At 72.7% G+C, this 25,812-nt stretch carries 21 protein-coding genes; 10 read left to right on the top strand and 11 right to left on the bottom strand.

Annotated elements, in window-relative coordinates:
• Positions 1 to 197 precede the first annotated feature (197 nt).
• Positions 198 to 926: a GntR family transcriptional regulator gene (locus ACIO6U_RS16955; protein WP_401719675.1), complete on the top strand. Its 729-nt coding sequence runs from the start codon at positions 198 to 200 to the stop codon at positions 924 to 926.
• Between the two features lie 88 nt (positions 927 to 1,014).
• Positions 1,015 to 1,857 (top strand): NmrA family transcriptional regulator, encoded by an 843-nt coding sequence (locus tag ACIO6U_RS16950; protein ID WP_355338860.1) that lies wholly within the window; start codon positions 1,015 to 1,017, stop codon positions 1,855 to 1,857.
• A 102-nt stretch (positions 1,858 to 1,959) separates the two neighbouring features.
• Here the strand turns inward: ACIO6U_RS16950 and ACIO6U_RS16945 are convergent, their stop codons facing one another.
• Entirely contained in the window at positions 1,960 to 2,712 is a 753-nt protein-coding gene (locus ACIO6U_RS16945) for a hypothetical protein (RefSeq protein WP_391049409.1), read from the bottom strand.
• Positions 2,713 to 2,934: 222 nt separating this feature from the next.
• Positions 2,935 to 4,596, bottom strand: coding sequence for a PucR family transcriptional regulator ligand-binding domain-containing protein (locus ACIO6U_RS16940; protein ID WP_391049580.1), 1,662 nt, complete (start codon positions 4,594 to 4,596; stop codon positions 2,935 to 2,937).
• A 273-nt stretch (positions 4,597 to 4,869) separates the two neighbouring features.
• On the opposite strand from ACIO6U_RS16940, the gene ACIO6U_RS16935 reads away from it, so the two are divergent.
• The 5 genes from ACIO6U_RS16935 to ACIO6U_RS16915 all read left to right on the top strand — a co-directional run bounded on the left by ACIO6U_RS16935 (position 4,870) and on the right by ACIO6U_RS16915 (position 11,478).
• The gene (locus tag ACIO6U_RS16935) at positions 4,870 to 5,775 is read left to right on the top strand and encodes a xanthine dehydrogenase family protein subunit M (protein ID WP_355338869.1); all 906 of its coding nucleotides are present in this window, start codon (positions 4,870 to 4,872) and stop codon (positions 5,773 to 5,775) included.
• Positions 5,766 to 6,242, top strand: a complete 477-nt coding sequence (locus tag ACIO6U_RS16930; RefSeq protein WP_355338872.1) for a (2Fe-2S)-binding protein — start codon at positions 5,766 to 5,768, stop codon at positions 6,240 to 6,242. The genes ACIO6U_RS16935 and ACIO6U_RS16930 overlap by 10 nt, the downstream gene beginning before the upstream one ends.
• Positions 6,243 to 6,244: 2 nt before the next feature.
• Positions 6,245 to 8,659, top strand: coding sequence for a xanthine dehydrogenase family protein molybdopterin-binding subunit (locus ACIO6U_RS16925; RefSeq protein WP_401719670.1), 2,415 nt, complete (start codon positions 6,245 to 6,247; stop codon positions 8,657 to 8,659).
• Between the two features lie 136 nt (positions 8,660 to 8,795).
• Positions 8,796 to 10,262, top strand: coding sequence for an NCS2 family permease (locus ACIO6U_RS16920; RefSeq protein WP_401311731.1), 1,467 nt, complete (start codon positions 8,796 to 8,798; stop codon positions 10,260 to 10,262).
• A 43-nt stretch (positions 10,263 to 10,305) separates the two neighbouring features.
• On the top strand, positions 10,306 to 11,478 hold the full coding sequence (locus tag ACIO6U_RS16915; RefSeq protein ID WP_401719667.1) for an XdhC family protein: 1,173 nt from the start codon (positions 10,306 to 10,308) through the stop codon (positions 11,476 to 11,478).
• A gap of 121 nt (positions 11,479 to 11,599) precedes the next feature.
• On the opposite strand, the gene ACIO6U_RS16910 is transcribed toward ACIO6U_RS16915, so the two are convergent.
• Both ACIO6U_RS16910 and ACIO6U_RS16905 read right to left on the bottom strand, forming a co-directional pair.
• Positions 11,600 to 12,667 (bottom strand): CU044_5270 family protein, encoded by a 1,068-nt coding sequence (locus ACIO6U_RS16910; RefSeq protein ID WP_401719665.1) that lies wholly within the window; start codon positions 12,665 to 12,667, stop codon positions 11,600 to 11,602.
• Entirely contained in the window at positions 12,664 to 13,239 is a 576-nt protein-coding gene (locus ACIO6U_RS16905; protein WP_355338887.1) for an RNA polymerase sigma factor, read from the bottom strand. The genes ACIO6U_RS16910 and ACIO6U_RS16905 overlap by 4 nt, the downstream gene beginning before the upstream one ends.
• 176 nt (positions 13,240 to 13,415) lie before the next feature.
• Between ACIO6U_RS16905 and ACIO6U_RS16900 the strand changes: the two genes are divergently transcribed.
• Positions 13,416 to 14,531 carry a winged helix DNA-binding domain-containing protein gene (locus ACIO6U_RS16900; RefSeq protein ID WP_355338889.1) on the top strand — a complete coding sequence of 372 codons (1,116 nt, stop codon included), beginning with the start codon at positions 13,416 to 13,418 and terminating at the stop codon, positions 14,529 to 14,531.
• 20 nt (positions 14,532 to 14,551) lie between these two features.
• Here the strand turns inward: ACIO6U_RS16900 and ACIO6U_RS16895 are convergent, their stop codons facing one another.
• The 6 genes from ACIO6U_RS16895 to ACIO6U_RS16870 form a co-directional block, all read right to left on the bottom strand.
• On the bottom strand, positions 14,552 to 16,543 hold the full coding sequence (locus ACIO6U_RS16895) for a sigma-70 family RNA polymerase sigma factor (RefSeq protein ID WP_401719770.1): 1,992 nt from the start codon (positions 16,541 to 16,543) through the stop codon (positions 14,552 to 14,554).
• A gap of 195 nt (positions 16,544 to 16,738) precedes the next feature.
• The gene (locus ACIO6U_RS16890) at positions 16,739 to 18,163 is read right to left on the bottom strand and encodes a cellulose binding domain-containing protein (protein WP_401719661.1); all 1,425 of its coding nucleotides are present in this window, start codon (positions 18,161 to 18,163) and stop codon (positions 16,739 to 16,741) included.
• A 54-nt stretch (positions 18,164 to 18,217) separates the two neighbouring features.
• Positions 18,218 to 19,804 carry a beta-N-acetylhexosaminidase gene (locus tag ACIO6U_RS16885; RefSeq protein ID WP_401719658.1) on the bottom strand — a complete coding sequence of 529 codons (1,587 nt, stop codon included), beginning with the start codon at positions 19,802 to 19,804 and terminating at the stop codon, positions 18,218 to 18,220.
• A 139-nt stretch (positions 19,805 to 19,943) separates the two neighbouring features.
• A complete protein-coding gene (locus tag ACIO6U_RS16880) occupies positions 19,944 to 20,693 on the bottom strand; it encodes a carbohydrate ABC transporter permease (RefSeq protein WP_355339482.1) in 750 nt (249 codons plus the stop codon).
• 179 nt (positions 20,694 to 20,872) lie between these two features.
• Positions 20,873 to 21,844, bottom strand: a complete 972-nt coding sequence (locus tag ACIO6U_RS16875; protein WP_391163586.1) for an ABC transporter permease subunit — start codon at positions 21,842 to 21,844, stop codon at positions 20,873 to 20,875.
• 78 nt (positions 21,845 to 21,922) lie between these two features.
• The gene (locus ACIO6U_RS16870; protein WP_355338898.1) at positions 21,923 to 23,221 is read right to left on the bottom strand and encodes an extracellular solute-binding protein; all 1,299 of its coding nucleotides are present in this window, start codon (positions 23,219 to 23,221) and stop codon (positions 21,923 to 21,925) included.
• A gap of 353 nt (positions 23,222 to 23,574) precedes the next feature.
• Between ACIO6U_RS16870 and ACIO6U_RS16865 the strand changes: the two genes are divergently transcribed.
• Positions 23,575 to 24,417: a UTRA domain-containing protein gene (locus ACIO6U_RS16865; RefSeq protein WP_391163588.1), complete on the top strand. Its 843-nt coding sequence runs from the start codon at positions 23,575 to 23,577 to the stop codon at positions 24,415 to 24,417.
• A gap of 68 nt (positions 24,418 to 24,485) precedes the next feature.
• On the opposite strand, the gene ACIO6U_RS16860 is transcribed toward ACIO6U_RS16865, so the two are convergent.
• The gene (locus ACIO6U_RS16860; RefSeq protein ID WP_401719653.1) at positions 24,486 to 24,989 is read right to left on the bottom strand and encodes an SAV_915 family protein; all 504 of its coding nucleotides are present in this window, start codon (positions 24,987 to 24,989) and stop codon (positions 24,486 to 24,488) included.
• A gap of 221 nt (positions 24,990 to 25,210) precedes the next feature.
• On the opposite strand from ACIO6U_RS16860, the gene ACIO6U_RS16855 reads away from it, so the two are divergent.
• Complete coding sequence (locus tag ACIO6U_RS16855) at positions 25,211 to 25,795, top strand: putative glycolipid-binding domain-containing protein (protein WP_391049429.1); 585 nt, start codon at positions 25,211 to 25,213, stop codon at positions 25,793 to 25,795.
• Positions 25,796 to 25,812 lie beyond the last annotated feature (17 nt).

The following is a 25,812-nucleotide window of genomic DNA, read 5'->3' as shown; positions in this document are numbered from 1 at the left end:
CCTCGGCGGGCGGTGACCGGCGCGCGTACGGCGCTCCGCGCGATACCCCGCGGGGGTAATGCGCGGGCGGCCGGGGACACCACCGGCGCGGGTTACGCTTACCGCACTGCGCCACCCGAGTGGCGTCACCAGGCACTGGTCACCGGTCACGGCCAGGACGGCCGGTCACGCTCACGGAGTACGGAGAGGGACGCCGCGTGGAACGAGCCGCACCCGGGGGCGCCGAGCAGGTACGCGGCGACCACCCGCACGCCGGGCAGCCGGAGCTGCCCGTGCCGCGGCGCATGCCCGAGCGGCTGTCCGTACGCGACCAGGTGCTCGGAGCGCTGCGGCACGCGCTGGTCAGCGGTGAGCTGCCGCCCGGCACCGTGCACTCCGCGCCCGCCCTCGCCGGCCGCTACGGCGTCTCCGCCACGCCCATCCGCGAGGCCATGCAACTGCTGGCCCGCGAGGGCGCCGTCGAGGTGCTGCCCAACCGCGGCTTCCGGATCACCGAGCGCAGCGCCCGCGACCTGGCGGAGCTGGCCGAGATCCGCGCCCTGCTCGAGGTGCCCGTCGTCCTCGGCCTCGCCCGCAGCGTCACCGCCGACCAGTGGGAGGCGCTGCGCCCGCTGGCCGAGGCGACCGTGACCGCCGCCGCCCTCGGCGACCGGGCCGCCTACGCCGAGTCCGACCGCGCCTTCCACCGCGCGATGCTGGGCCTGTCGGGCAACCTCCAGCTCGTCTCCGTCGCCGACGAGCTGCACCGCCGCGCCCAGTGGCCGCTGGCCGTCCCGCGCCCGCCGCACGCCGCCCGCCCGGCCCCGGCGGAACTGCTCGCCGACGCCACCGAGCACGCCGTACTGCTCGACGCCCTCGTCGCGGGGGACACCGACACCGTCGAGGCGCTGGTCAGGGAGCACTTCTCGGGCGCCGCCCGCGGCTGAGCCGGTCGAGACGGCCGAAGACGCCCGCGTATGCCGGTGAGCGGGTCGGCCATGGTCCGGGGGAGGGCCGCTGACGTTGGCTTGACCCATGACGACGACAGACGCACGACACGAGACGGTGCTGGTCCTCGGCGGCAACGGGAAGACCGGCCGCCGCGTCGCCGCCGGGCTGCGCGAGCACGGGTTGCGGGTACGGATCGGCTCGCGGGCGGGCGAGCCGCCGTTCCTCTGGGAGGACCGGGGGACCTGGCCGAAGGTGCTCGACGGCGTCCGCGCCGCCTACATCGCCTACTCCCCGGACCTGGCCGCGCCCGAGGGCGCCGACGACGTGGGCGCCTTCGCCGCGCTCGCCGTGGAGCTGGGCGTACGGCGGCTGGTCCTGCTCTCCGGCCGCGGCGAGCCGGGCGCGCTCCGCGGCGAGCGGGCCGTCCAGGACAGCGGCGCCGACTGGACGATCGTACGGTCGAGCTGGTTCGCCCAGAACTTCAGCGAGGACTATCTGCTGGAGCCGGTGCTCGCCGGGGAGATCGCGCTGCCCGCGGGTGAGGTCGGCGAGCCCTTCGTCGACGCCGAGGACGTCGCGGACGTCGCCGTGGCCGCGCTGACCGCGCCGGGGCACGAGGGGAAGGTGTACGAGGTCACCGGGCCCCGCCTGCTCACCTTCGGCGAGGCCACCGCCGAGATCGCCCGCGCCACGGGGCGCGACATCCGGTACACGCACCTGCCGGCCGCCGAGTACGCCGCCCTGCTCGGCTCCCACGGGCTTCCCGCCGAGCTGGTCTCGCTCCTCACCGACCTGTTCACCGAAGTCCTCGACGGCCGCAACGCCCACACCGCGGACGGCGTCCGGCAAGCCCTGGGGCGTCCGCCGCGCGACTTCACCGAATACGCCCTGCGGGCCGCTTCCGAAGGCGCCTGGACCCGGGGCTGACCCCGCGCCGCCCCGGGGAACGCAACCGCGCGGACCGCCGCCACCGGCCGGTGTCCGGAGACGACCGAACCGCCCCGCCGGGGCCGGTGGCGGGGGCCTGCCCTAGGCCGCCGTGAAGGCCGGGGCGAGCCAGGTGGGGACGCCGTCCAGGAGGGCGTAGAGGCGGGCGGCCTCAAGACGGAGCCGGGCGGCCTCGGGCTCGTCCTCGACATCGGCCAGGGCGAGCAGCGCCGGGGCGGTGCCGACGAGGTGCCCGAGGGAGACCCGGATGCGGAGGGACTCCGCGAAGCCGTGCCGGGCCTCGGCGATCTCGCCGTCGGCGGCGGCGAGCCCCGCGAGGTGGCGCCAGGTGAAGGAGGTCAGGAAGACGTCGCCGTGGGCGACGGCGCCGGCGTGGGCGCGGCGGTAGGCGGCGCGGGCGGCAGCCGGATTGGCGGCGATGTTCTCGGCGACCAGGCCGCGCCGGAAGTCCAGCAGCGGCCTGCCGGGAGAGGCGGGGGACAGCAGCGCGGCGGCGCGGCCGAACGCGGAGCTGGCCTCGTCGGCGCGGTCGCGTACGGAGAACAGCGTCGCGCCGTACGCGAGGTACCCCCGTTCGGAGGCGGCGGCGCCGCGCTCCTCGTCGGTGCCCGCCAGCGCCTCGGCGGCGCGCAGCGCGTCCTCCGCCTCGGACCAGCCGTCGAGGTGGTAGAAACACCCCTCGACCAGCAGTTCCGCCCTCCGTAGCGCGGCTCCGGCGTGGTCGGCGCAGAACGGCGCGAGCAGTGTCGCCGCCTCCGCCCAGCAGCCGCGAGCCCGCAGCCGCCATACGTCCGGTTCCCCGACCACCGATTCCGACAGGGCGGTTTCCGCCACAGTCTCTCCCCCAAGCGCGTCGTCGAGCGAGTGCGAGTTCCTGCTTACGTGCAGTGGCCGAAGTCCAACATGGCGCGGGGGTCCACGCCAAGGGGTTGGAGATCACCTTTTGTGAACGGGATCACTAATGCCTGTTCGGCAGGTCGGACGGTCCAACAGGTGAACGTGTGAAGGAGATTCGACGGCCGCTTCGGCGGGCGCGCCGCCCGTACCGCCGTGCCGTCAGCTCATCCGCAGCGCGAGGAAGAAGTCCAACTTGTCCTCAAGGCGCGACAGATCACGCCCCGTCAGCTGTTCGATCCGCCCGATCCGGTACCGCAGCGTGTTCACGTGCAGGTGCAGCCGGGTGGCGCAGCGCGTCCAGGAGCCGTCGCACTCCAGGAACGCCCCAAGGGTCGGGATGAGGTCGGCGCGGTGCCTGCGGTCGTACGCGCGCAGCGGGTCGAGCAGCCGGGCGGTGAAGGCGCGGCGCACGTCGTCGGGGACGAAGGGCAGCAGCAGGACGTGGGAGGCCAGCTCCTCGTGCCCGGCCACGCAGACCCGGCCGGGGCGGGCCGCGGCCACCCGGCGCGCGTGCCTGGCCTCCTCCAGGGCGCCGCGCAGCCCCTCGGCGGACTGCACGGCGGCGCTGACGCCGATGGTCAGCCGTCCGTCGTCGGCGAGCCCGCGGCCGAGCGGGCCGCGCAGCACGTCGAGCAGCCGGTCGGCGTGCAGGGTCGCGGGGGAGTCCTCGCCGCCCTCCTGGGCGCCGGGGACCGGCGGCGGCAGCGGTACCAGCGCCATCGCCTTGTCGTCCAGGTGCGCCACCGCGATCCGGTCCGTCGCCTCGGCCCCGGCCGCCGCCGGGTCGACCAGCACTTCCTCCAGCAGGTCCCGCGCCACCGGTCCCGGCGCCAGGTCGCCGCCCGCCCAGTCGACCCGGGCGACCACGATCTGCCACTGCGGCGCGCCGCCCGCGCCCGGCACCAGGACGGGCGCCGCGGCCCGCAGCCGGGCGCCGATCTCGGCGGGCGGCGCCCCGCCGCGCACCAGCTCGAAGACCTCCGCGGCCAGCCGCCGCCGTACCGTACGGGCCGCGTCCCGCCGCTCCCGCTCCACCGCGATGAGCTGCGTGACGCCGTGCAGCAGGTCCAGGCGCTCCGCGGGCCACTCTCCGGCGTCCGCCTCGACGGCGAGGAACCAGTCGGACAGTACGGTCGCCCGTACGTCCTCAGCCCCCGCGCGGACCGGGAAGAGCGAGTAGATCCGGCCGCCCTGGACCGCGACGCGGTGCGGCGCGGGCCGGGCGGTGCGGGCGGCGGCCTGCTGGGCGCCGGCCAGCTCGGCGCGGACCGAGGCGGCCAGCGACTGGCCGGAGCCGCCGATCTCCCGGCCGACCGCGGACAGCACCCAGGCGCGCAGGTCCAGGTCGCTGCCGAGCAGGTCGAGCACGGCGTCGGGGCCGCCGCCCGCGGGCCCCGACGACATCAGCCGCCGGTGCCGGTCCACGACCGCCGCGAGATCACCCGCCCGGCCGCCGGAGACCTGCCGGACCACGTACTCGGTGACGGTCGCGAAGGCCACCGTCTCGTCCACCGCGAACAGCGGCAGCCGGTGCCGGGCGCAGGCGGCCACCAGATCCTGCGGGATCGTGCTCAGCCCCGCCTCGCCCGCCGCGAGCGCCGCCACCCCGGCGCCGGCCAGCAGCCGGACGAAGGGCTCGCAGTCGCCGGGGCCGCGCCGCCAGGCCAGACCGGTGAGGACCAGTTCGCCGCCGGTCAGATAGCGGCTGGGGTCGCGCAGGTCCGTGGTCATCACCCCGCGGACCGTACGGTCCAGCTCGTCCTCGCCGCCGAGCAGCCGCAGGCCGAGGGCCTCGGTGTCCAGCAGTGCGCGCAGCCGCATAGTCGTCGCCTTGTCCTCTGCCGGGTCGTGGTCGCGGTCCCGGCCGTCGTCGCGGGAGCCCGGGGTCGCAGTGTCGAACACCGGTGTTGCGGGTGGGCTGCCGCGAGGTTTCGGAGCGGACCCTTTCGGAGGAATCTACAAGACCCACCCATTGGCCAGCCAACCGCTTCATGTTTTCGGTGACTGCACCCGGACGGCCCCACAGCCGTGTACTGGGGCCACCCCGCGTGTACAGGACATGAACAGCCCACTCGGATTCGAGAAGAGAACCCCATGGAATTCCTGCGCCCCGCCAGCTGGGAGGAAGCGCTCGCCGCCAAGGCCGAGCATCCCTCCGCTGTGCCCATCGCGGGTGGCACGGACGTGATGGTCGAGATCAACTTCGACCACCGCAGGCCCGAGTTTCTGCTGGACCTGAACCGCATCGGTGAGCTCCAGGAGTGGGAGGCGGCCGAGGACACCGTCCGGCTCGGCGCCTCCGTCCCGTACACCCGGATCATGGAGAACCTCAGAGCCGAGCTGCCCGGCCTCGCGCTGGCCAGCCACACCGTCGCCTCCCCGCAGATCCGCAACCGCGGCGGTGTCGGCGGCAACCTCGGCACCGCCTCCCCGGCCGGTGACGCCCACCCGGCGCTGCTCGCGGGCGGCGGCGAGGTCGAGGCGCAGTCCGTACGCGGCACCCGGCTGATCCCCATCGACGACTTCTACCGGGGGGTGAAGCGCAACGCGCTGGAGCCCGACGAGCTGATCCGCGCCGTGCGGCTGAAGAAGGCGACCGGGCCGCAGCAGTTCTCCAAGGTCGGCACCCGCAACGCGATGGTCATCGCGGTCTGCGCCTTCGGCCTGGCCCTGCACCCCGAGATCCGCGAGGTCCGCACCGGCATCGGCTCGGCCGCGCCCACCCCGATCCGGGCGCGGACGGCCGAGGAGTTCCTGGCCGCCGCGCTGGACGAGGCCGGGCTGTGGGAGAGCCGCGGGGTGATCCCGCCCGCCGTCGCCCGGCAGTTCGCGGAGCTGGTCTCCGGGGCCGCCAACCCGATCGACGACGTCCGCGGCACCGCGTCCTACCGGCGGCACGCGCTGGCCGTCATGGCCCGCCGCACGCTCGGCTGGTCCTGGGAGCAGTACCGCGGCAACGAGCCCCACGAGCTGGACGACAGGAGCAAGCCATGCGCGTGACCTTCACCGTCAACGGCAGTCCGCAGGAAGCCGACGACGTATGGGAGGGCGAGAGCCTGCTGTACGTGCTGCGCGAGCGGATGGGCCTGCCCGGTTCCAAGAACGCCTGCGAGCAGGGCGAATGCGGCTCCTGCACGGTCCGCCTGGACGGCGTGCCGGTGTGTTCGTGTCTGGTCGCCGCGGGCCAGGCGCAGGACCGCGAGGTCGTCACCGTCGAGGGCCTGGCCGGTGAGGGCGGTGAACTCTCCACCGTCCAGCAGGCGTTCGTGGACGCGGGCGCCGTCCAGTGCGGCTTCTGCACCCCCGGACTGCTGGTCGCCGCCGACGAGTTGCTCGAACGCGTCCCCGAGCCGTCCGACGGCGACATCCGCGAGGCGCTGTCCGGCAACCTGTGCCGCTGCACCGGCTACGAGAAGATCCTCGACGCCGTACGGCTGGCCGCCGCCCGTACCGAAGGAGCGGTGTGAGCATGCCCAACACACCCGCGCCCGGCGCCGGTTCGTCCGTCACCCGGACACCCACCAGCCTCACTCAGGGCGCCGCCTCCAAGGGCGGCATCGGCGAGTCCACACTGCGCCCCGACGGCATCCTGAAGGTCACCGGCGAATTCGCGTACTCCTCGGACCTGTGGCACGAGGACATGCTGTGGGGCTACACGCTGCGCAGCACCGTCGCGCACGCCGAGATCCGCTCCATCGACACCTCGCAGGCGCTGGCCACCTCGGGCGTCTACGCGGTGCTCACCTACGACGACCTGCCCACCGAGGTGAAGAACTACGGCCTGGAGATCCAGGACACCCCGGTCCTCGCCCACGGCAAGGTCCGCCACCACGGCGAGCCGGTGGCGCTGGTCGCCGCCGACCACCCGGAGACCGCGCGCCGCGCCGCCGCGAAGATCCGCGTGGAGTACGTCGACCTGCCGGTGATCACCGACGAGGCGTCCGCCACCGCGCCGAGTGCCGTCCTGGTCCACGAGGGCCGCGAGGACCACCACATCGGCCATGTCCCGCACCCCAACATCGTCCACCGCCAGCCCATCGTGCGCGGCGACGCGGACGCGGCGGCGGCCCGCGCCGACGTGGTCGTCAGCGGCGAGTACGTCTTCGGCATGCAGGACCAGGCGTTCCTCGGCCCCGAGTCCGGCCTGGCCGTGCCCGGCGAGGACGGCGGCGTCGACCTCTACGTGGCCACCCAGTGGCTCCACTCCGACCTGCGGCAGATCGCGCCGGTCCTCGGGCTGCCGGAGAAGAAGGTCCGGATGACGCTCTCCGGCGTCGGCGGCGCCTTCGGCGGCCGTGAGGACCTGTCGATGCAGATCCACGCCTGCCTGCTGGCGCTGCGCACCGGCAAGCCCGTCAAGATCGTCTACAACCGCTTCGAGTCCTTCTTCGGTCACGTCCACCGCCACCCCGCCAAGCTCTGGTACGAGCACGGCGCGACCCGCGACGGCAAGCTCACCCACATCAAGTGCCGGATCGTGCTGGACGGCGGCGCCTACGCCTCCGCCTCCCCGGCCGTCGTCGGCAACGCCGCCTCCCTGTCGGTCGGCCCGTACGTCGTCGAGGACGTCGACATCGAGGCGCTGGCCCTCTACACCAACAACCCGCCCTGCGGCGCGATGCGCGGCTTCGGCGCGGTCCAGGCGTGCTTCGCCTACGAGGCGCAGATGGACAAGGTCGCGGCCGAACTCGGCCTGGACCCGGTCGAGTTCCGTCAGCTCAACGCCATGGAGCAGGGCACGCTCATGCCGACGGGCCAGCCCGTCGACTCGCCCGCGCCGGTCGCCGAACTGCTGCGCCGGGTCAAGGCCCGCCCGCTGCCGCCCGAGCGCCAGTGGGAGGTGGCCGGGGGAGCCGCCGACGTACGCGCGCTGCCCGGCGGCCTGTCCAACACCACGCACGGCGAAGGCGTCGTACGCGGTGTCGGCTACGCGGTCGGCATCAAGAACGTCGGCTTCTCCGAGGGCTTCGACGACTACTCCACCGCCCGGGTGCGGATGGAGGTCATCAACGGCGAGCCGGTCGCGACCGTGCACACCGCGATGGCTGAGGTCGGCCAGGGCGGCGTCACCGTGCACGCCCAGATCGCCCGCACCGAACTCGGCGTCACCCAGGTCACCATCCAGCCCGCCGACACCCGGGTCGGCTCGGCCGGTTCCACCTCCGCCTCCCGGCAGACGTACATGACCGGCGGCGCGGTGAAGAACACCTGCGAAGCCGTACGCGAGAAGGTGCTGGAGACCGGCCGCCGCAAATTCGGCACCTACCACCCGGCGTGGGCCACCGCCGAACTCCTGCTGGAGGGCGGCAAGGTCGTCACCGACGGCGGCGAGGCGCTGGCCGACATCGCGGACGTCCTGGAGGACGAAGCCGTCGACCTGGAACTGGAGTTCAGGCACCGCCCGACCGTCGCGTTCGACCTGCGCACCGGACAGGGCAACGGACACGTCCAGTACAGCTTCGCCGCGCACCGCGCGGTGGTCGAGGTCGACACCGAACTGGGCCTGGTCAAGGTGGTCGAACTCGCCTGCGCCCAGGACGTCGGCAGGGCGCTCAACCCGCTGTCGGTCGTCGGCCAGATCCAGGGCGGCACCACGCAGGGCCTGGGCGTGGCGGTGATGGAGGAGATCATCGTCGACCCCAGGACCGCCAAGGTCCGCAACCCGTCCTTCACGGACTACCTGATCCCCACGATCCTCGACACGCCGACCATCCCGGTCGACGTGCTCGAACTCGCCGACGAGCACGCGCCCTACGGCCTGCGCGGCGTCGGCGAGGCGCCCACGTTGTCGTCCACTCCCGCGGTCCTCGCGGCGATCAGGAACGCGACGGGGCTGGAGTTGAACCGGACCCCGATCCGGCCGGAGCACCTGACCGGAACCTAGGCGGCCGGGGGGCACCCGCCCCCCGGTCCCCCTTTCTTGTTCGTCTCGGGCCGTCCCCCGGGTCGTGCAGGCCACGCAGATCCCAAATCCCGTACACCGCGTACGAGTGCCCCTGTGAACCTTGGGAGTTGGCACCATGACCCAGACGCCAGTAGAGCCGCGGACGGCGGCGGAGGACGCGGGCGAAGGCTCGCGACAGCCCGCCGGGAGATCCTGGCTCGACCGGTACTTCCACATCTCGGCCCGAGGCTCGTCGATCCCCCGCGAGGTCCGCGGCGGCATCACGACCTTCATGGCGATGTGCTACATCCTGCTCCTCAACCCGCTGCTGCTGTCGGGACCCGACGTCGCGGGGCACAAGCTCAGCCACGCCGCGCTGATCACCGCGACGGCGCTGGCCGCCGCCGTCTCCACCCTGCTGATGGGCTTCGTCGGCAAGGTGCCGCTCGCGCTCGCGGCGGGGCTGAGCGTGGCCGGGGTGATCTCCACCCAAGTGGCTCCGAACATGACCTGGCCGCAGGCTATGGGTATGTGCGTGATCTACGGCGGCGTCATCGTGCTGCTGGTGGTCACCGGGCTGCGCGAGATCGTCATGAACGCGATACCGCTGGCGCTCAAGCACGGCATCACCATCGGCATCGGCATGTTCATCGCGATGATCGGCCTGGTCAACGCCGGTTTCGTCGGCAAGGGCGACCCGCACGGCACGGCCCCGGTCGCCCTCGGCGCGGGCGGCCAGCTGCGCGGCTGGCCCGTGCTGCTCTTCTGCGTGACCCTACTGCTGATCTTCATGCTCCAGGCCAGGAATCTGCCGGGCGCGATCCTGATCGGCATCGTGGCCGGCACCGTCCTGTCCGTGATCGTCAACGCGGCGGGCGACCTCACGGCGGCCGACTGGGGAGGCAGCGCGCCCAAGCTGGAGGGCAGCGCGGTCTCGATGCCGGACTTCGGGCTCTTCGGCCATGTCGAGTTCGGCGGCTGGGGCTCGATCGGCGGTATGACCGTCGGCGTCATCGTTTTCACTCTGGTGCTCGCCGGGTTCTTCGACGCGATGGCCACCATCATCGGCGTCGGCACCGAGGCCGGGCTCGCCGACGACAAGGGCCGGATGCCGGGCCTGTCGAAGGCGCTGTTCATCGACGGCGCGGGCGGCGCGATCGGCGGCGTCGCGGGAGCGTCGGGGCAGACCGTCTTCATCGAGTCCGCGACCGGCGTCGGCGAGGGCGCCCGCACCGGCCTGTCCTCGGTCGTCACCGGCGTCCTCTTCGCGCTCGGCCTGTTCTTCACCCCACTGGCCCAGATCGTGCCCGGCCAGGTCGCCGCCGCCGCGCTCGTCGTGATCGGCGCGATGATGATGAGCAACGCACGGCACGTCGACTGGTCCGACCGCGCCGTGGCCGTACCGGTCTTCATGACCGTCGCCCTCATGCCGTTCACCTACTCCATCACCGCGGGAGTCGGCGCCGGGGTCGTCTCGTACACCGCCATCAAGGCCGCGCAGGGCAAGTGGCGCGAGCCGGGGCTGTTCATGTGGATTCTCACGGCCGTCTTCGTCGTCTATTTCGCCCTGCACCCGATCGAGGGCTGGCTCGGCGTCAAGTGACCGCCGGGAAGAGCGAGTTGTAGGAAGAAGGAGCTGGAACGCCATGCTGGACATCGCTGACGAGTTGTACCGCTGGTGCGGTCTCGGGCGTCCGTTCGCCGTCGCGACGGTCGTCGCGACCGGCGGCAGCGCCCCGCGCCAGCCCGGTGCGGCGCTCGCCGTCGACGGCGGCGGCGACGCCATCGGCAGCGTGTCCGGCGGGTGCGTGGAAGGCGCGGTCTACGAGCTGTGCCGGGAGGTGCTGGCCGCGGGCCCCGACGCGGCCGCGGTCCTCCAGCACTTCGGCTACTCCGACGAGGACGCCTTCGCCGTCGGCCTGACCTGCGGCGGCGCGATCGACATCTTCGTGCAGCGGATCGACCCCGCGGTACGGCCCGAGGTCGTCGCGGCGCTGGCCGCGGCCGTCTCCGGCGAGGCGGCGGCGGTGGCCCGCGTGGTCGAGGGCCCGGCGGAGCTGCTGGGCCGGGCGCTGCTGGTGTCCGAGGCCGAGGGCGCCGGTGCGTACGCGGGCTCGCTCGGTGACGACGAGCGGGACCGTACGGCGGCGGCCGAGACCCGCGCGATGCTGGCCGCCGGGCGCACCGGGACCGTCGTGATCGGCGCGGACGGCAGCCGCTACGGCGCGCCGCTCACCCTGCTGGTCGAGGCCAGCGTGCCGCCGCCGCGGATGCTGGTCTTCGGGGCGATCGACTTCGCGGCGGCGCTGGTACGGGCGGGCAAGTTCCTCGGCTACCACGTGACGATCTGCGACGCGCGGCCGGTCTTCGCCACCGCCCGCCGCTTCCCCGAGGCCGACGAGGTGGTCGTCGACTGGCCGCACCGCTACCTGGAGGCAGAGGCGCGGCAGCGGCGGCTCGACGGCCGTACGGCGGTCTGCGTCCTCACCCACGACGCCAAGTTCGACATCCCCCTGCTGGAGCGGGCGCTGCGGCTGCCGCTGGCCTACATCGGCGCGATGGGCTCGCGCCGCACCCATCTCGCGCGCCTGGACCGGCTGCGCGACACCGGGGTGACCGAACTCGACCTGGCCAGGCTCCACTCGCCGATCGGCCTCGACCTCGGCGCCCGCACGCCCGAGGAGACCGCCCTGTCGATCGCCGCCGAGATCGTCGCCCACTCGCGCGGCGGCTCCGGCGCCCCCCTCACCGGCGCCCGCACCCCGATCCACCACGAGCCCAAGACCCCGTCCCGCCGCCTGGGCTCCCCGGCCGCGTAGCGGCCACCGGCCCGCCGAGACCGGGTGCGGGTCCCGATCGGGACCCGGACCCGGACCTCGCCGCACCCCCCATTGCGGGGCCCGGGTCCAGGGCGGCCCGAACTCCTGTTGGCGGTGTCGGTCAGCGTGCTTTGAGCGGCGCCTGGATGACCGGGGGCAGTTCCACGATGTCCGAGGGGTCCGGGGCGGGACCGCCGGGCATCTGGCCGGGATGGTCGACGACGCCGGTCGTCACGCGGGCGAAGGAATCGGAGAAGTCGCTCTCTCCGTGCCAGTCGACGCGGTCGCCGCGGTAGGTGTACGTGCTCGGGTCCAGGATGAGGTACTCGTGCGTTCGTTGCCGATCGTGGAAATCGAAGGCGATGGCGAGTCCCGGCCGACCGGCCGCGTCTCGCATCGGCGTGCTGACCAGCGTGGTTCCGGGGATCAGCGCCAGCGCGTGGTAAAGCGCGGCGTTGATCCGGGGCGGGACGGTCGATGCGGTCCGCAGAATGTGGAGGATCCTGGTGAACTGCGCTGCGGGTGTGACGGCCGGGGGCCGTTCACCCAGGCTGTGGAATATTCCGTTGGTGGGGGCCGCGCCCGGCTCTTCTCCTGAACTGTTGAAGAAGGGGTCAGTACTCACCCGCCTGAGGAGCTCGTGGGGATCGGTGGGCAGTCGGGACAGAACCTCGCGGGTCTCCCGCGGATGGTCCCCGACCTTCCCCGAGCGGAAGGGGGTGAAGACATCGCGCACCTGGACGGCAGTGCGGTTTCCTGACGCCAATGACTTGCCGACCGATGCGCTCTTGAGACCGTCGTACCGGTACCAGGACCGCTCGTGCCCGCACGTCGTCACGCAGACAACATCGTCCGTGTACAACCACTGGTGGAGACCCGGCTCCTTGCCCGGACCCTTCGCGGCGTTGTCCGCGGCGGCGTCCAGCACCTGGGCGACCGTCATGGCGTGTACCGGCTGGGGCTGCACTCCCCGGACGGAGGAGGTCGCGACGATCGTGGTGGCCGCCACGCCCGCGGCCAGGCCCGCGAACGCGGTCCGACGTACGGCGGGACGTGCGAGGATCCCGCGGGCGGCCACCGGCGGCTTTGGTCGGGATGCCCGCTCTGTTTCCCGCTGTTCGGCTCGTACCTGTTCCAGTAGGGCCAGCTCGGCACCGAGGCGTTGCTTGAATCCGACCGGGGTGTTCATCGGGTGACCTCCGTGAGGGGGGAATCGAATGCGGCGGACGGGGTGGTGGATTCGGCACGCAGGGCGGCGCGGGCGCGGTGCAGGCGGACCCGGGCGGTCGCCTGGGAGATCCGGAGCACCTTCGCGGCCTCCTTGGTCGTGAGACCGTCGACAGCGACGAGGTCGATCACCGCGCGCAGCGGCTCGGAGAGCCCGGCGTGCCGGGCGAGCAACTCCCTGGCCGCCCATTCGGCGTCGATGCGCTCCTCGAAGCGCTGCATGTCCTGCTCGTCCAGCAGCCGCCGACCGCTGACCGCGGCCACCGCGTCCCGCTCACGTACCGCGCGGCGGGCATGCGCGGCCGTGGTGTTGCGGGCGATCCCGTAGAGCCACATGAGGTGCGTGCCGCGCCTGGGGTCGTAACCCTCGAATGCCTCCAGCGCGGCCACGAAGACGTCGGCGGTCAGGTCGGCGGCCAAGTGCCGGTCGGTGGTTCTCCGGGTAATGAAGCCGAGAACGGCGTCGAAGTGCGCCTCGTACACCTCGCCGAACGGGGTTCGGTTCCGTCCGGGCTCGTGCGTGGGTATCTGCACGCGGGGACCTCCTGTGCTGTCTGCCACCTGTCACCCATCACTTGGTTCGGGGACCGAAAACCGTTTCTTCCCGCAGGTCAGGGTGGTCAGTGGTGCGGCCGTCGCGCGCACCGCCCGCACCGCCCGCCCGCCGTCGCGGACAGCGACTGTCCGCGACGGGCCCTAGCGTAGGAGCCATGCTCACGCCGCTCGACCGCCGCACTCTCAACCGGACCCTGCTCGCGCGCCAGCTTCTGCTGGACCGGCGGCGGACGGCCGCCGAGGACGCCGTCGCCCATCTGCTCGGACTCCAGTCGCAGCACCCCACCTCGCCCTATCCGGGCCTGTGGACCCGGCTGAACGGCTTCCGCTTCGACGAGTTGGGCACGCTGCTCACCGAACGCGCGGTGGTGCGCGTCGTCTTGATGCGCGGCACCGTGCATCTGGTGACGGCGGCGGACGCGCTGCGGCTGCGGCCGTGGATCCAGCCGATGCTGGACCGGGGATTTCGCGGCTCGCAGTGGGCGGCGGGGGCCGCGGGCGTCGACCGCGCGGAACTGGTCGCGCACGGCCGCGAGGCGCTGGCCGAACGGCCGCTGGGACCCGCCGAGTTGCGTACCGCGCTGAGCGCCCGCTGGCCCGACGCGGACCCCGCCTCGCTGGTCAACGCGCTACGGGTGTGGGCGCCGCTGGCACAGGTGCCGCCGCGCGGGCTGTGGGGCGCGAGCGCCCAGCCCGCCTACACCCTGCTGGACGACTGGCTGGGACAGCCGATGGCCGACCCCGCCGCGACCGCCGCGGAACCGGCCGCGCTGGTCCGCCGCTACCTGGCCGCGTACGGCCCCGCCACCCCCGCCGACATGCAGAAGTGGTGCGGACTCACCGGCCTCAAGAAGGTCTTCACCGCGCTGGACTGCCGGACCTACACCGCCGAGGACGGCAGGGAGCTGTACGACCTGCCGGACGCGGAACTCACCGACCCCGCCACCGAGGTCTCCGCGCGCTTCGTCGCCGACTTCGACAATCTGCTGCTCTCGCACGCCGACCGCACCCGCGTCCTCGCCGACGAGCACCGGCCGCGGGTGATGACCGTCAACGGCATCATCCGCGGCACGGTCCTGGTCGACGGATTCGTCGGCGGCACCTGGCGGTTCGAGCGTGCCAAGGACACGGCGGCCGTCGTCGTCGCGCCCTTCGCGCCGCTGCGCCCGGCCGACCGGGACGCGCTCGACGCGGAGGGTCTGCGGCTGCTGGCCGCCTCCGACCCGCGGGCGCGGACGCCCGAGGTGCGGTTCGAGCGGCCCGCCGGGTGAGGCGGCGCGCTGACGACCGCTCAGCGCGCCGCCTCGAACGCCCGCCCCGCCGCCGTCTCCACCGGACCGCTGTGGAACAGCCCGCTGCTCGGCTTGTTGTCGTCGGCGGGCAGCCCGAACCAGGCGTACCGCTGGAGCCACGGCAGTCCGTCGAGCATCTTCGTCGCGGCCGTCACGAAGGCGGCCTGCTGGCTGTCGGTCGGGAAGCGGACGCCGTTGGCGAAGTCGATCAGCGCGAATTCGGTGAGCCAGATCGGCTTGTTGTACCGGTTGTGGACCGCCGTCAGATACGACTTGAGCTGGGAGACCGCGTTCGGCGTCGTGAAGTCCCCGCCGTACCAGTGCAGGGCGATGAAGTCGACGCGGTAGCCGCGCTGTTGAGCCCCCGACATGAACCGGTCGAGCCAGCCGCCGGCCGTGTCGCCGCCGTAGGCGACCGCGGGACTGCCGAGCACCTTGCCGTTCGCCATCAACTTTGGCCACAGCGACAGCGCCTGATCGACCGTCATGTTCGCCTGGCCGCCCATGTCCGGCTCGTTGAAGCCCAGCAGGTACGGACCCGCCGCCTTCGCCTGCGCCAGTGCCGTCGGACTCGCGCTGTCACCGCCCCAGATCATCGGTACGAAGCCGGGTCCGCTGATGCCGCCGTGCGTCGTGGACCACGTGTAGTACCAGCCCGCGCCCGACCGGTCGAGCGCGGTGTTCACACCGGGGAAGGACCACACCCCGACGCCCTTGCGGACCGAGGAGACCGGCGCGACCGGCGGCGGCGCCGCGGGCGGCGGCGCATGGGTCGTCGGCGTGGGCTTGCGCGGCGGCTTCGTCGTCGGCTTGGCGCCGGTCCTCGTCGCGGACGGCGTGGGGGAGGGGGAGGCGGTCGTGGCGGGCGCCGAGATCGTCACCGAAGGACGGATCGGCGTGCTGTCGGCGGCCGGGGTGCCGGGGGACCGGTCGGCCGACAGGTGCACGGCCAGCAGCGCTCCGGCCGCCACCGCCGCGACCGCGCCCATCGCGGCGGCCGGGACGCTCAGCGGACCGTGCAGCAGCCTGCCGCGGATTCCCCGGGGCGCACCGCTCCGCCGTGGGGGGCGGTGTCGCGGAGCGGTGCGCGGGGCCGCCGCTTGGGGAGCGGCCTGGGAGGGGGGTATCGGGGAGTGCGCGGGCGGCGGGCCCGCGGGGCCGGTGTGCGGGGGCGCCGCCGGGGCGTGCCCGCCGAAGGGGGCGCTGAACGGCATCCCGAGCGGCACCGGCAGCAGCGGCAGCCCGCTGAGCAGCCGGTCCATCGGCAGCAGCGTCCGGCCGCGCTGCCCGCAGTCCGGGCAGCCGCGGATGTGCCGCGCGAAGCGCTTGCGCCACAGCGGGCTCGGCACACCGTCCCAGCCGCCGGTCACATGCGTGAGACCCGCGCAGCCGCCCGCGTCGCCGAGCGCCCGCACCACCGTGCGCGAGGTTTCGAGCTGTTCCTTCATCCGCTGGACCTTCACCGCGGCGTGCTGCCGGGTCAGGCCCAGGGCGTCGGCCAGCTCCGAGCGGCCGAGGTCGCCGGTCTCCTCCAGCCACCACAGCGCGAGCAGCGTACGGTCGTCGCGGTCCAGCCAGCGGGTGGCCTCCGCGATCTCCCGGCGCTGGTCGGTCAGCCCGAGCCGCAGGATCGTCACGGCGGCGAAGTCCGAGGCCGGGTCCGGTATCAGCTCCGCCGCGTCCAGAGCGGTCTGCTGGTGCCACGCCGCCTTGCGCGCCTGCTCGCGGTCGCGCACCTGGCGGACCGCGATGGCCACCAGCCAGGAGCGGAACGCCGCCGGGTCGCGCAGGTCGGACAGGCCGCGGACCACCCGCAGCAGCGTCTCCTGCACCACGTCGTCCACGTCGTCGTGCCCGTCCAGGGCGCGCCCGACGATGTTGTAGACCAGCGGCAGGCACTCCGCGACCAGCCGGTCGAGTGCCGCCTGGTCGCCCGCCCGCGCGGCACTCACCAACGCGGGGTCGGGACCGACCCGGTCGCCTGCGCGCATGCTGCTCACACTCCGTCCTGGCCCGGACTCCGGCCGGGTGACACGTATCTGCCCTCGGACAGGAGACGCTGCCACGACCAGGGGGATAACAGAAACCCGCCGGCCCCCCGGACTTCCCGCGCGGGGAGGTCCGGGGGGCCGGCGACCGGACGGCGGGCCGGGCCCCCGGTCCGGGGGCCCGGCCGCGCCACCGGATCAGGAGGACGGCACGGTGTCCGTGAAGGTGGTGCCCGCCGTGCGGTAGGCCGCGACCTGGGTCTGCACCTGGGCGGGCGTCAGCACCTGGTCCTTGAGGAAGTACACGTAGTCGACCTGCTGGTTGTACGAGCGCGGGGTGTTGCTCGTCTGGCCCGCGAGGTCGATCAGCCAGTGGTTGAAGTCGATCCACTGCGGCGTCTCGGGCAGGTACGGCTCGCCGTGCTGCGCGACCTGGTTGCCGTCGATGTAGTAGGTGATGTTCGTGTTGTCGATGGTGATCTGGAGGTTGTGCCAGCCGTCGAGGCTGCCGTACTGCTGGCCGTGGGTGTTGACCGCGTTCCACGGGTCCGGGTTGTAGGTCTCCCAGGACGTCTCGTACATGATGTTCTGGGTCTCGCCCCAGCCGCCGTTGGGCAGGTACTCGAAGTCCTGCTCGCTGTAGTTCGGGTCCATCGGCGCGTTGAGCGGCGTGAAGGTGAAGAAGGTCTGGTTGACGTGGTCGCCGTCGGGGCCGCCGGTCGGTGTGTCGTTGAACTTGACCCGGGCCGCGTAGGTGCCGTTCTTGAACTTCCTTGCGGTGGTCTGGAGTTCGGTCTCCTTGGTGCCCGCCGCCGTGCCGTCGGTGGTGAGCCGCAGATTCATCACCTTGTTGCTCGCGCCGTCGGCGACGAAGGTCACGTCCTGCGGCGACCAGGTGGCCCCGGCCACACCGGGGCCGCCCTGACCGGACTTGACCGTCCAGCCGTGCTGCTGCACGGCCGGGTCGGAGCTGGAGGTGTAGGTGAAGTCGTCGAACATCGCGGGACCGGTCGGGTTGCCGGTCGGCGGGGTGGTCGGGGGAGTGGTGGGCGGGTTGGTCGGGTCGTTGCCCGCGGGCGCGGTGCCCCAGACCACGGCGCCGCTCTTCTGCACCGTGACCTTGTTCCAGTTCGCGTACGCCGTCTGCGAGCCGTTGAAGGAGTAGTCGTCGGACTGCGTGAGGGTCTGCCAGTCGGCGCGGTAGAACCGCAGTTGCATGTCACCGGTGTTCTGACCCGGCGTCAGCGAACCCGCGCCCGAGGTGAAGCCGATCTCCAGGTAGCGGTCCGCGGTGGCCGTCGGATTGGCCAGCGTCCCGAAGGCGCCGGTGATGTTGCCGCAGCCCTTGACCGCCCACGAGCACGCGAAGCGGTAACTGACGTTCGGGCCGTCGGACTTGAAGTAGTACCGCACGGTGACGGTGTTCAACGGCACCGTGGTGCTGCCGGTGTTGGTGACCTCCAGCCACGGCTCCGACTGGTCGGCGGTGGCGCCGGAGGCGCTGGTGCGGTACTGCGCGCTCAGCGAGTCCTGCGCCGCCGAGGCGGGCATCGCGGTGAGCGCGGCGCAGGCGAGACCGGCCGCCGTACAGACGGCCATCGCCGTACGGACGCGGGTCGACATGCGGAACTTTCCTGACACGGTGATCCCTTTCCAGAGGGGGGTGATGGTGCGGGACTACTGGGAGATGGTCCGGGGAGAGGTGGTGCGGGAGGTGGCTCGGGGGGTGTGCGGCGGGACCGCGGGGTGCGGGATCGTCCGGTGGGCGATACCCAGCGCCGCCAGCCGGTCCTCGTGCCGGAGCAGGGCGGGCAGGAAGTCCGTCGACCAGTCGCCCGCCGGATTCCACGCCCGGTCGGCGAGCGCGCACAGCCGGGGGAAGACCAGGTACTCGGCGTGTTCGGCGGTCGGTACGAATTCGCTCCAGAGCTGCGCCTGCGTGCCCAGCACCCGTGCCGCCGCGGCCGGTTCCCAGTCGGCGGGTACGGTCTCGCCGCCGTGCACGGCCCGCAGGTCGACGATTCCGCCCGCCTGGCCGAGCGGTTCACCGGGCTGTTCGGTCTGCGGGTAGTCCAGATACGTGGAGCGGTGCGGCGCCATGATCACGTCGTGGCCGCGCCGGGCGGCGGCCAGCCCGTGGTCGGTGTCCCGCCACGGCATCACGGTGAACTCCGGCGGCAGCGTGCCCGAGTCCTCCGCCCAGCACAGCGGGCGCCGCCCCGCCTCGATCAGGAAGTCGCCGATCCGCCCGAGGAACCAGCCGCGCAGGTCCTTGGGCGCGGCCAGGCCCAGCTCCGCCGCGCGCCGCCGCGCCGCCGGGCTCTCCTCCCACTCGGTGACCGGGCACTCGTCGCCGCCGATGTGCACGTACGAGGAGGGGAACACGTCGAGCACCTCGCCGAGCACGGTGCGGCAGAAGTCCAGCACCTCGTCGTGGACGCCGAGGATGTTGCGGCACACACCCCACTCGGTCCACACGTCCAGCTCGCGCCCCGGCACGTTCCCCAGGTGCGGATAGGCCGCCAGCGCCGCGCGGGTGTGCCCCGGCATCTCGATCTCCGGCACCACCGTGACGCCGCGCTCGGCCGCGTAGGCGACCAGCGACCGCAGCTCTGCGGCGGTGTACGCCCCCGCGTGCGGCAGGTCGTCGAACCGGCCGCTGCCCGAACGCCCGATCATCGAGCGGGACCTGGCCCCGCCGACCTCGGTGAGCCGGGGGTAGGCGGCGACCGGCATCCGCCAGCCCTGGTCGTCGGTCAGGTGCAGATGCAGCACGTTCAGCTTGTGGAACGCCAGCAGGTCCACGAAGCGCCGCAGGAACGACACCGGCTGGAAGTGCCGGGCGACGTCCAGCATCATGCCCCGCCAGCCGAACCTCGGCACGTCGGTGACCTGCACGCACGGCATGCGCCAGGCCACCCCGCTCTCCGGGCGCTCCGACAGGGCCTGCGCGGGCAGCAGTTGACGGATCGTCTGCACACCGTGCAGCAGCCCCGCCGGCCTGGCCGCCCGCAGCAGCACCGCGTCGGGCCCGACGGTCAGGCCGTAGCCCTCCGCGCCGAGACCGCCGAGTTCGGGGTCGAGCGCGAGCACCACCCGGCCGGTGGGCGAGGGCCGCAGCGGCAGCCCGGTGGCGGGCGCGAGCAGCGTACGCAGCAGGTCCGCCGCGCCCTGGGCGCCGTCGCTCGCCCGGACGGACGTGGTCGCGTCGAAGGTGAAGTGGCCGGGGATACGGGCGAGATGGGAGGGGTGCGGAATGATCACAGCGGCTCCAGTGGGGGCGGCGGGGGTCGGCGGTCGACGGCGTCGAGCGAGGTGACCTGGGAGCGGGCGCGGGGAGCGGGCGTGGGGAGGTAGCGCGGACAGCGGTCGCGGGCAGGGGGCGCGGGGAGCGGTCGCGGGGTCAGCCCTTCACGGCGCCGGCGGTCATTCCGGTGGTGACCCGGTTCTGGAGGACGAGGAAGACCAGCAGCACGGGCAGCATGAACAGCGAGGAGGCGGCCATCGTGGCGCCCCAGTCGGTACCGAAGACATTGCTGAACGAGGAGAGCCAGACCGGCAGCGTGCGGGCGTCCTGGTTCTTGATGATCAGCGTGTTGGCGAAGGCGAACTCGTTCCACGCCGTGATGAAGCCGAACAGCGACGTGGACAGCAGGCCGGGCGCGAGCAGCGGGAAGGTGACCCGACGGAACGCCTGCGGCCTTGTGCAGCCGTCCACTTGGGCGGCCTCCTCCAGCTCCACCGGGATCGCCGCGAGGAAGCCGCGCAGCGTCACGATCGTGAACGGCAGCGTCGTCATGAAGTAGACCAGCGTCAGCATCGACAGCTTGTCGAGCATGTCGGTGTCCCGCGCGATCACGTACATCGGGATCAGCAGCGCCTCCCACGGCGCCATCTGCGCGGTGAAGACCAGCAGGATGAAGGCCCGCCGGCCGCGCCAGCGCATCCGGCCGACCGCGAAGGCCGCCAGCAGCGCCACCACCAGCGACATCAGCACCGCGCCGAGCGTCACGGTCAGGCTGTTGCGCCAGAAGGTGCCGAAGCCGTCGGCGTGCATGGCCGTGCGGAAGTGCGCGAAGGTGGGGTGCAGCGGCAGGAAGGACGGGGTGTCGGCCTGGATGGCGGTGGTCGGCTTGAAGGCCGTGATCACCATCCAGTAGACGGGGAAGGCGGCGACCGCCAGCGTGAACAGCGCGGCCAGATTGAGCGGCAGCCGCCGCAGGGACCCGCGGCCCGGCCGGTTCCGACGGCCCGCGCCGCCCGCGCCGCCCGCGCCGCCCGGTCCGCCCGGTCCGCCCGCGCGCGGGGCCTTACCAGTTGCGGTGAACGTGCTCACTGCGCGCCCTCCTCACGGAACATCCGGCGCAGGTTGAAGACCAGCACGCCGAGCAGGATCAGGACGGTCAGCGTGGAGACCGCGGACCCGAGGTCGTACTTGTGCAGGGACTGCGCGATCTGGAAGGCGTAGACCGGCAGCGTGGTGGTCGCCCCGTTGGGACCGCCCTCGCTGATCACCCAGATCTGGGCGAAGCACTTGAAGCACCAGATCACCTCAAGGGAGGTGATCAGCGCGAACAGCGGGCGCAGCATGGGGAAGGTGACCAGCCGGAAGGTCTGCCAGGCGCCCGCGCCGTCGATCCTGGCCGACTCGTACAGCTCCGCCGGGATCGTGGTCAGGCCGCCGTAGAGGGTCAGCGCGGCGAACGGCACGGACTGCCAGACCACCAGCGTCACCAGGATCGCGAAGGTCGAGCCGCCGTGTGCGAACCAGGTGTAGTCGCGGTACGACTCGAAGCCCAGCTTTACCAGTAGCCAGTTGACCACTCCGAAACGGGACTGGAACAGCCACTGGAAGATCGTGGTGGCCGCGATCACCGGAGTGGCCCAGGCCAGGACCAGACCGCTCATCACCGCGAGCCGCATCCGCTTGCCGAGCTTGACGAGCATCAGCGAGACCAGCGTGCCGAGCACCATGATCAGCACGACGTTCAGCCCGGTCCACCACAGGGTGCGGCGGACCACCGTCCAGAACTCCGGATCGTCCAGCACCGTACGGTAGTTGGCGAAGCCGACCCAGGTGGCGCCGCCGCGGATCAGCTCGCCGAGGCCGAAGTGCTGGAACGACATGACGGTGTTTCTGACCAGCGGGTAGACCAGCAGGAAGGCCGTGCCCACCACGGTGGGGGCGACCAGCAGATACGGCCAGACCGCGGCGAGCGGGCGGCGGCGGCGCCGACGTTCGCGGGGCGGCGGTGGCGGTTCCGCGACGGCCGGCCGTGAGGCGGCGTTGGGAGCGGTGAGCACGGCGGTTCTCCTCGGGGCGCTGATCGGACGCTGTCGGGCGGACGCGGATCAGATAGGGAGCGGGCGGGGCGTGGCCGGTCAGGAGGCGGTGTTGAGGGCCTTGGTGACGGCCGCCGAGGCCGTCTTGCCCGCCGCGTCCGGGTCGCTGCCGGTCAGCACCTGCGTCATGTACTGCTTGATCGGGTTGTTGGCCTCGACCGCCGCCCAGTTGGGCGAGTTGGGCGTGGCATGGCCGTTGGCCGCGCCGACCGCCATCACCGAGGCGCCCTCGTTGCCCGCCAACACCCCCGCGAGCGAGGTGCGGTTGGGCACGTAGCTCATCTCCTTGGCCATGTCCGTCTGCCACTTGGTGCCCGCGAGCGCCTTGACCACCTCGTAGGCGAGCGCCTGGTGCCGGGACGCCTCGGGGATCACCAGGTCGGAGCCGCCGGTGAAGACCGCGCCCGGCTTGTCGGCGGTCTTGCCGGGGATCGGGAAGAAGCCGATCTTGTCCTTCATCGCGGGATTGGCCTTGACGATGGCGTCGGCGCCGCCGGGCACCGAGATGATCTGCGCGCTCTTGCCCTTGGCGAAGACGTCGGCCTGGAGCGGCTTGGCCTCGTCGGAGTCCTTCGGGCCCTTCCCGAGCGCCTGGAGCCGCTTGTAGAACTCCATGCCCGCCTTGGCCTGCGGGGTGTCCAGCGCGCCCTTCCAGTTGTCGCCGTCCTGGACCGCCAGGTCGCCGCCCTCGTCCCAGATGAATCCGGCCAGCGCGTACCAGGTCTGTCCCGGCAGGTAAATGCCGTCGTTGCCCCCGGTGTTGAGCTTGGTGGTGTCCTGGATCCACTCGTCGCGGGTCTTGGGCGGCGCGGCGATGCCCGCCTTCGAGAAGAGGTCCTTGTTGTAGATCACGACGCGGTTGGCCGCGTACCAGGGGATGCCGAACTGCTTGCCGTCGATCTTGCCGGGGTCGGCGAGGCCGGGAATCCAGTCGGCGCCCTGGAGGTCGGTCACCTTGTCGGTGAGGTCCTTGACGCCGCCGCTCGCCGCGTACTGCGCGACCTGCGTGTTGCCGACCTCCATCACGTCGGGTGCGTCGTTGCTGGCCAGCGCGCTGGTGATCTTCTGGCCTATGCCGTCCCACTCCTGGATCTGGATGTCCAGGGTGGTGCCCTTGTGCCCGGCCTCGAAGTCGGACCTGAAGCGGCTGAGGAAACCGTCGGACATGCTGCCGCGCATGATCCACACGGTGAGCTTGGCGGGGGCCGGCGTCTTGGCGGAACCGCCGGTGCCGCCGGAGTCACCGGAGCCGCCGGATCCGGAGGAGGAGCCGCACGCGGAGAGCGCGGCGACGGCGAGGACGAGCGCCGCGGCGCCGGGAACGAGTCTGGATCTCACGGGGATGTCACCTCGGGCAGGGAGCGAACAGGACTTACCACTTGCCAACTGGTCTAGTGCTGGTCAGTGAAAATGGCATAGACCACTGAGCACGTCAAGGGTTCGCGCACCCGTCGCCCGCCGACCCGCCGTCCGCCGCGCACCCGCCACACGCAGGCCGTATACGAATGAGGCCCCAGAAAGCCAGGTGGCAAGGAGCGCTGGCATACTGGTCAGCATCTGGATAACCTCAGCTCACCAGCACGTCACATGAACCCACCGGCACGTCCCCCGAACTCAGCAGCACGTCATACGAACTCACCCGCACGACGGCGGCACACCGGTGACCCGTCGGCGGCAGGAAGGTGCCCCCCATGGCCAGCGAGCCGCCGCGCTCGGCGCTGAAACGCGAACGGGTCCGCGACTACCTGATGGAACTGGTCGAGTCGCGCGCGCCCGGCGACCCGATCCCGTCGGAGCGCACCCTGTGCGAGCAGCTCGGCGTCTCCCGCCCCACGCTCCGCTCCGCCGTGGACGAACTGGTCACCACGGGACTGCTGGTCCGCGAACACGGCCGCGGCATGTTCGTCGCCCGCGCCAAGATCACCCAGGAGCTGGCGCTCGACGGCCAGGCGCACCGCCTCCCGCAGGCGTCCGGCACCTGGGCCAGCCGCGTCCTGGAGTTCACCACCGTGCAGGCGGGCGCCCGCGTCGGCCGCAAGCTGCGCATCTCCCCGGCCGCCGAGATCACCTACATCGCCCGGCTCCGGCTGGTCGACGACGAGCCGATGGCCATCGAATACCTGCACGTCCCGGCCGACCTCGTGCCCGGCCTGCACGCGGCGGACATGGAGTCCGGCGACTTCTACGACTTCCTGCGCGCCCGGCACGGCGTCCACGTGCACGAGGCCGTCCAGTCCATCGAGCCCACCGTGACCAACGACGAGGAGGCCCGGCTGATCGGCGTGCCCGTCCTGTCACCGGCGCTGCTCTTCGAACGGCTCACCAAGGACGCCACCGGCCGCCCGGTGGAGTACGTCCACTCCGTCTACCGCGGCGACCGCTACCGGATCGTCTCCCGGCTGGCCCTCGGCGACGCCGCGCCCGCGACCGCGCAGTCCGCCGACCGGCACCACCCGGGCATCCCGCCGGGCGACCTCGCGGGGCGCGGGGACGTGACGGCGCAGATGGTGGGGGAGGTGCAGCCCGCGGGCTGAGGCCGGGGGCGTACGTGCTGAGGGTGCGCCGCGGCGCACCCTGGCGTGCCGGGGTCTCGAACGGCGAACTACGGTGCCAGGCCCGCCGGTTGCTGGCGTATGCCGTCGCCGCCCTCGTCCCCTTCAGCGGTGCCCGCCGCGGCGCCGTCGGTGCCGCGGCGCGGGCAGGGGCGGCCCGCCGCCGGATCGGTCCAGGAAGCCGGGGGCCGGGCGGTCAGCAGCGGGTCGACGGTCAGATGCCGGGCGCCCAGCGGCTCGGCCATCGCGCGCAGCGCGCTCTCCGAGAGCTTGATCCACGGCTGGGTCGGCCCCAGCACCGAGCGCAGCCGCTGGTCACTGGTGAAGGCGACCGCCGTCCTGCTGCCGACGGGCGTACGCCACAGCCGTACGACATAGCCCGCGGGCCCCTGTCGCACCGGCACATACAGCGGCCCTTCCGGTACGGGCACGGATTCCGCGGTCGGCGAGACCGGCCCGGGGGGCGTCTCGCGGGCCGTCGCGGGGGCCGTCTGCTCGTGGGGCTGTCCTTCGGGAGTCCGGTCACCGGGTCCGTCGTGCTGGCTCACGTGCATGCAGCCACCGTAACCCGGCCGCCGGACGCGCATTCGGCGAGGTCGAGGCGTGGACACCGCGCCGACCGGGCCCGCGCGCCGCTTCGGCCGCCCGCCCGCCCCGCGCCCGGCACCCGCCGATCGAGTGACGCGTCCGCCGGACACGGCCGCGGACCGCCGTCGTCCATGTGCCCTCGCCACGCTTATGGCGTCCGATCCGGGGCGAACGTTACGTTTGCGCCATGACAGCGCCGAACACCGTACTCACCTGGCAGGTCGAGGAGACCGGCGGATACGAGACCGCGTGGGTCGAACTGGCCGCCGGACGGCTGCGCGCGCACGGCCGCGCGGTCGGACTGAAGCCCGAACCGTACTGGCTGAGCTATGAGTTGGACACCGATGCCGGGTACGTGACCCGGCGGCTGCACGTCACCTCGCACACCGTCGACGGCACCTACGACCTCGAACTGCGCCGGGACGAGCGCAGCCGCTGGACGGCCAACGGGCAGGTCGTCCTCGCGCTCGACGGCGCGCTCGACTGCGACCTCGGCATGTCACCGCTCACCAACACGATGCCGGTGCTGCGGCACCAACTCCACCGCAACGAAGGCCATCAGGACTTCCTGATGGCCTTCGTCCCCGTCCCGACCCTCGCCGTCCGCCCCTCCATCCAGGGCTACACCCACCTGACCCCGCTGATGTCAGGGGCCCGGCTCGGCTACGCCTCCGGCACGTACCGCAGCGAGATCGACGTGGACGCCGACGGTCTGGTCGTGCACTACGAGGGCCTGGCCACGCGCCTCAACCGGGCGGCCCCCAAACTCTGAGGGCCCGCCCGCCGCCC

This window comes from Streptomyces sp. NPDC087422 (genome assembly GCF_044744145.1).
Lineage (GTDB): Bacteria > Actinomycetota > Actinomycetes > Streptomycetales > Streptomycetaceae > Actinacidiphila.
The sequence above is the reverse complement of the archived record's forward strand: the minus strand, read 5'-3'. Positions and strand labels throughout refer to the sequence as shown.

Excerpts from the sequence above, each read along its gene's own strand:
- ACIO6U_RS16950 (WP_355338860.1), top strand. The coding sequence starts at position 1,015 with ATGACGACGACAGACGCACGACACGAGACGGTGCTGGTCCTCGGCGGC.
- ACIO6U_RS16940 (WP_391049580.1), bottom strand. The coding sequence starts at position 4,596 with ATGCGGCTGCGCGCACTGCTGGACACCGAGGCCCTCGGCCTGCGGCTG.
- ACIO6U_RS16935 (WP_355338869.1), top strand. The coding sequence starts at position 4,870 with ATGGAATTCCTGCGCCCCGCCAGCTGGGAGGAAGCGCTCGCCGCCAAG.
- ACIO6U_RS16930 (WP_355338872.1), top strand. The coding sequence starts at position 5,766 with ATGCGCGTGACCTTCACCGTCAACGGCAGTCCGCAGGAAGCCGACGAC.
- ACIO6U_RS16925 (WP_401719670.1), top strand. The coding sequence starts at position 6,245 with ATGCCCAACACACCCGCGCCCGGCGCCGGTTCGTCCGTCACCCGGACA.
- ACIO6U_RS16920 (WP_401311731.1), top strand. The coding sequence starts at position 8,796 with ATGACCCAGACGCCAGTAGAGCCGCGGACGGCGGCGGAGGACGCGGGC.
- ACIO6U_RS16915 (WP_401719667.1), top strand. The coding sequence starts at position 10,306 with ATGCTGGACATCGCTGACGAGTTGTACCGCTGGTGCGGTCTCGGGCGT.
- ACIO6U_RS16910 (WP_401719665.1), bottom strand. The coding sequence starts at position 12,667 with ATGAACACCCCGGTCGGATTCAAGCAACGCCTCGGTGCCGAGCTGGCC.
- ACIO6U_RS16900 (WP_355338889.1), top strand. The coding sequence starts at position 13,416 with ATGCTCACGCCGCTCGACCGCCGCACTCTCAACCGGACCCTGCTCGCG.
- ACIO6U_RS16895 (WP_401719770.1), bottom strand. The coding sequence starts at position 16,543 with ATGCGCGCAGGCGACCGGGTCGGTCCCGACCCCGCGTTGGTGAGTGCC.
- ACIO6U_RS16890 (WP_401719661.1), bottom strand. The coding sequence starts at position 18,163 with ATGTCGACCCGCGTCCGTACGGCGATGGCCGTCTGTACGGCGGCCGGT.
- ACIO6U_RS16880 (WP_355339482.1), bottom strand. The coding sequence starts at position 20,693 with ATGGTGATCACGGCCTTCAAGCCGACCACCGCCATCCAGGCCGACACC.
- ACIO6U_RS16865 (WP_391163588.1), top strand. The coding sequence starts at position 23,575 with ATGGCCAGCGAGCCGCCGCGCTCGGCGCTGAAACGCGAACGGGTCCGC.
- ACIO6U_RS16860 (WP_401719653.1), bottom strand. The coding sequence starts at position 24,989 with ATGCACGTGAGCCAGCACGACGGACCCGGTGACCGGACTCCCGAAGGA.
- ACIO6U_RS16855 (WP_391049429.1), top strand. The coding sequence starts at position 25,211 with ATGACAGCGCCGAACACCGTACTCACCTGGCAGGTCGAGGAGACCGGC.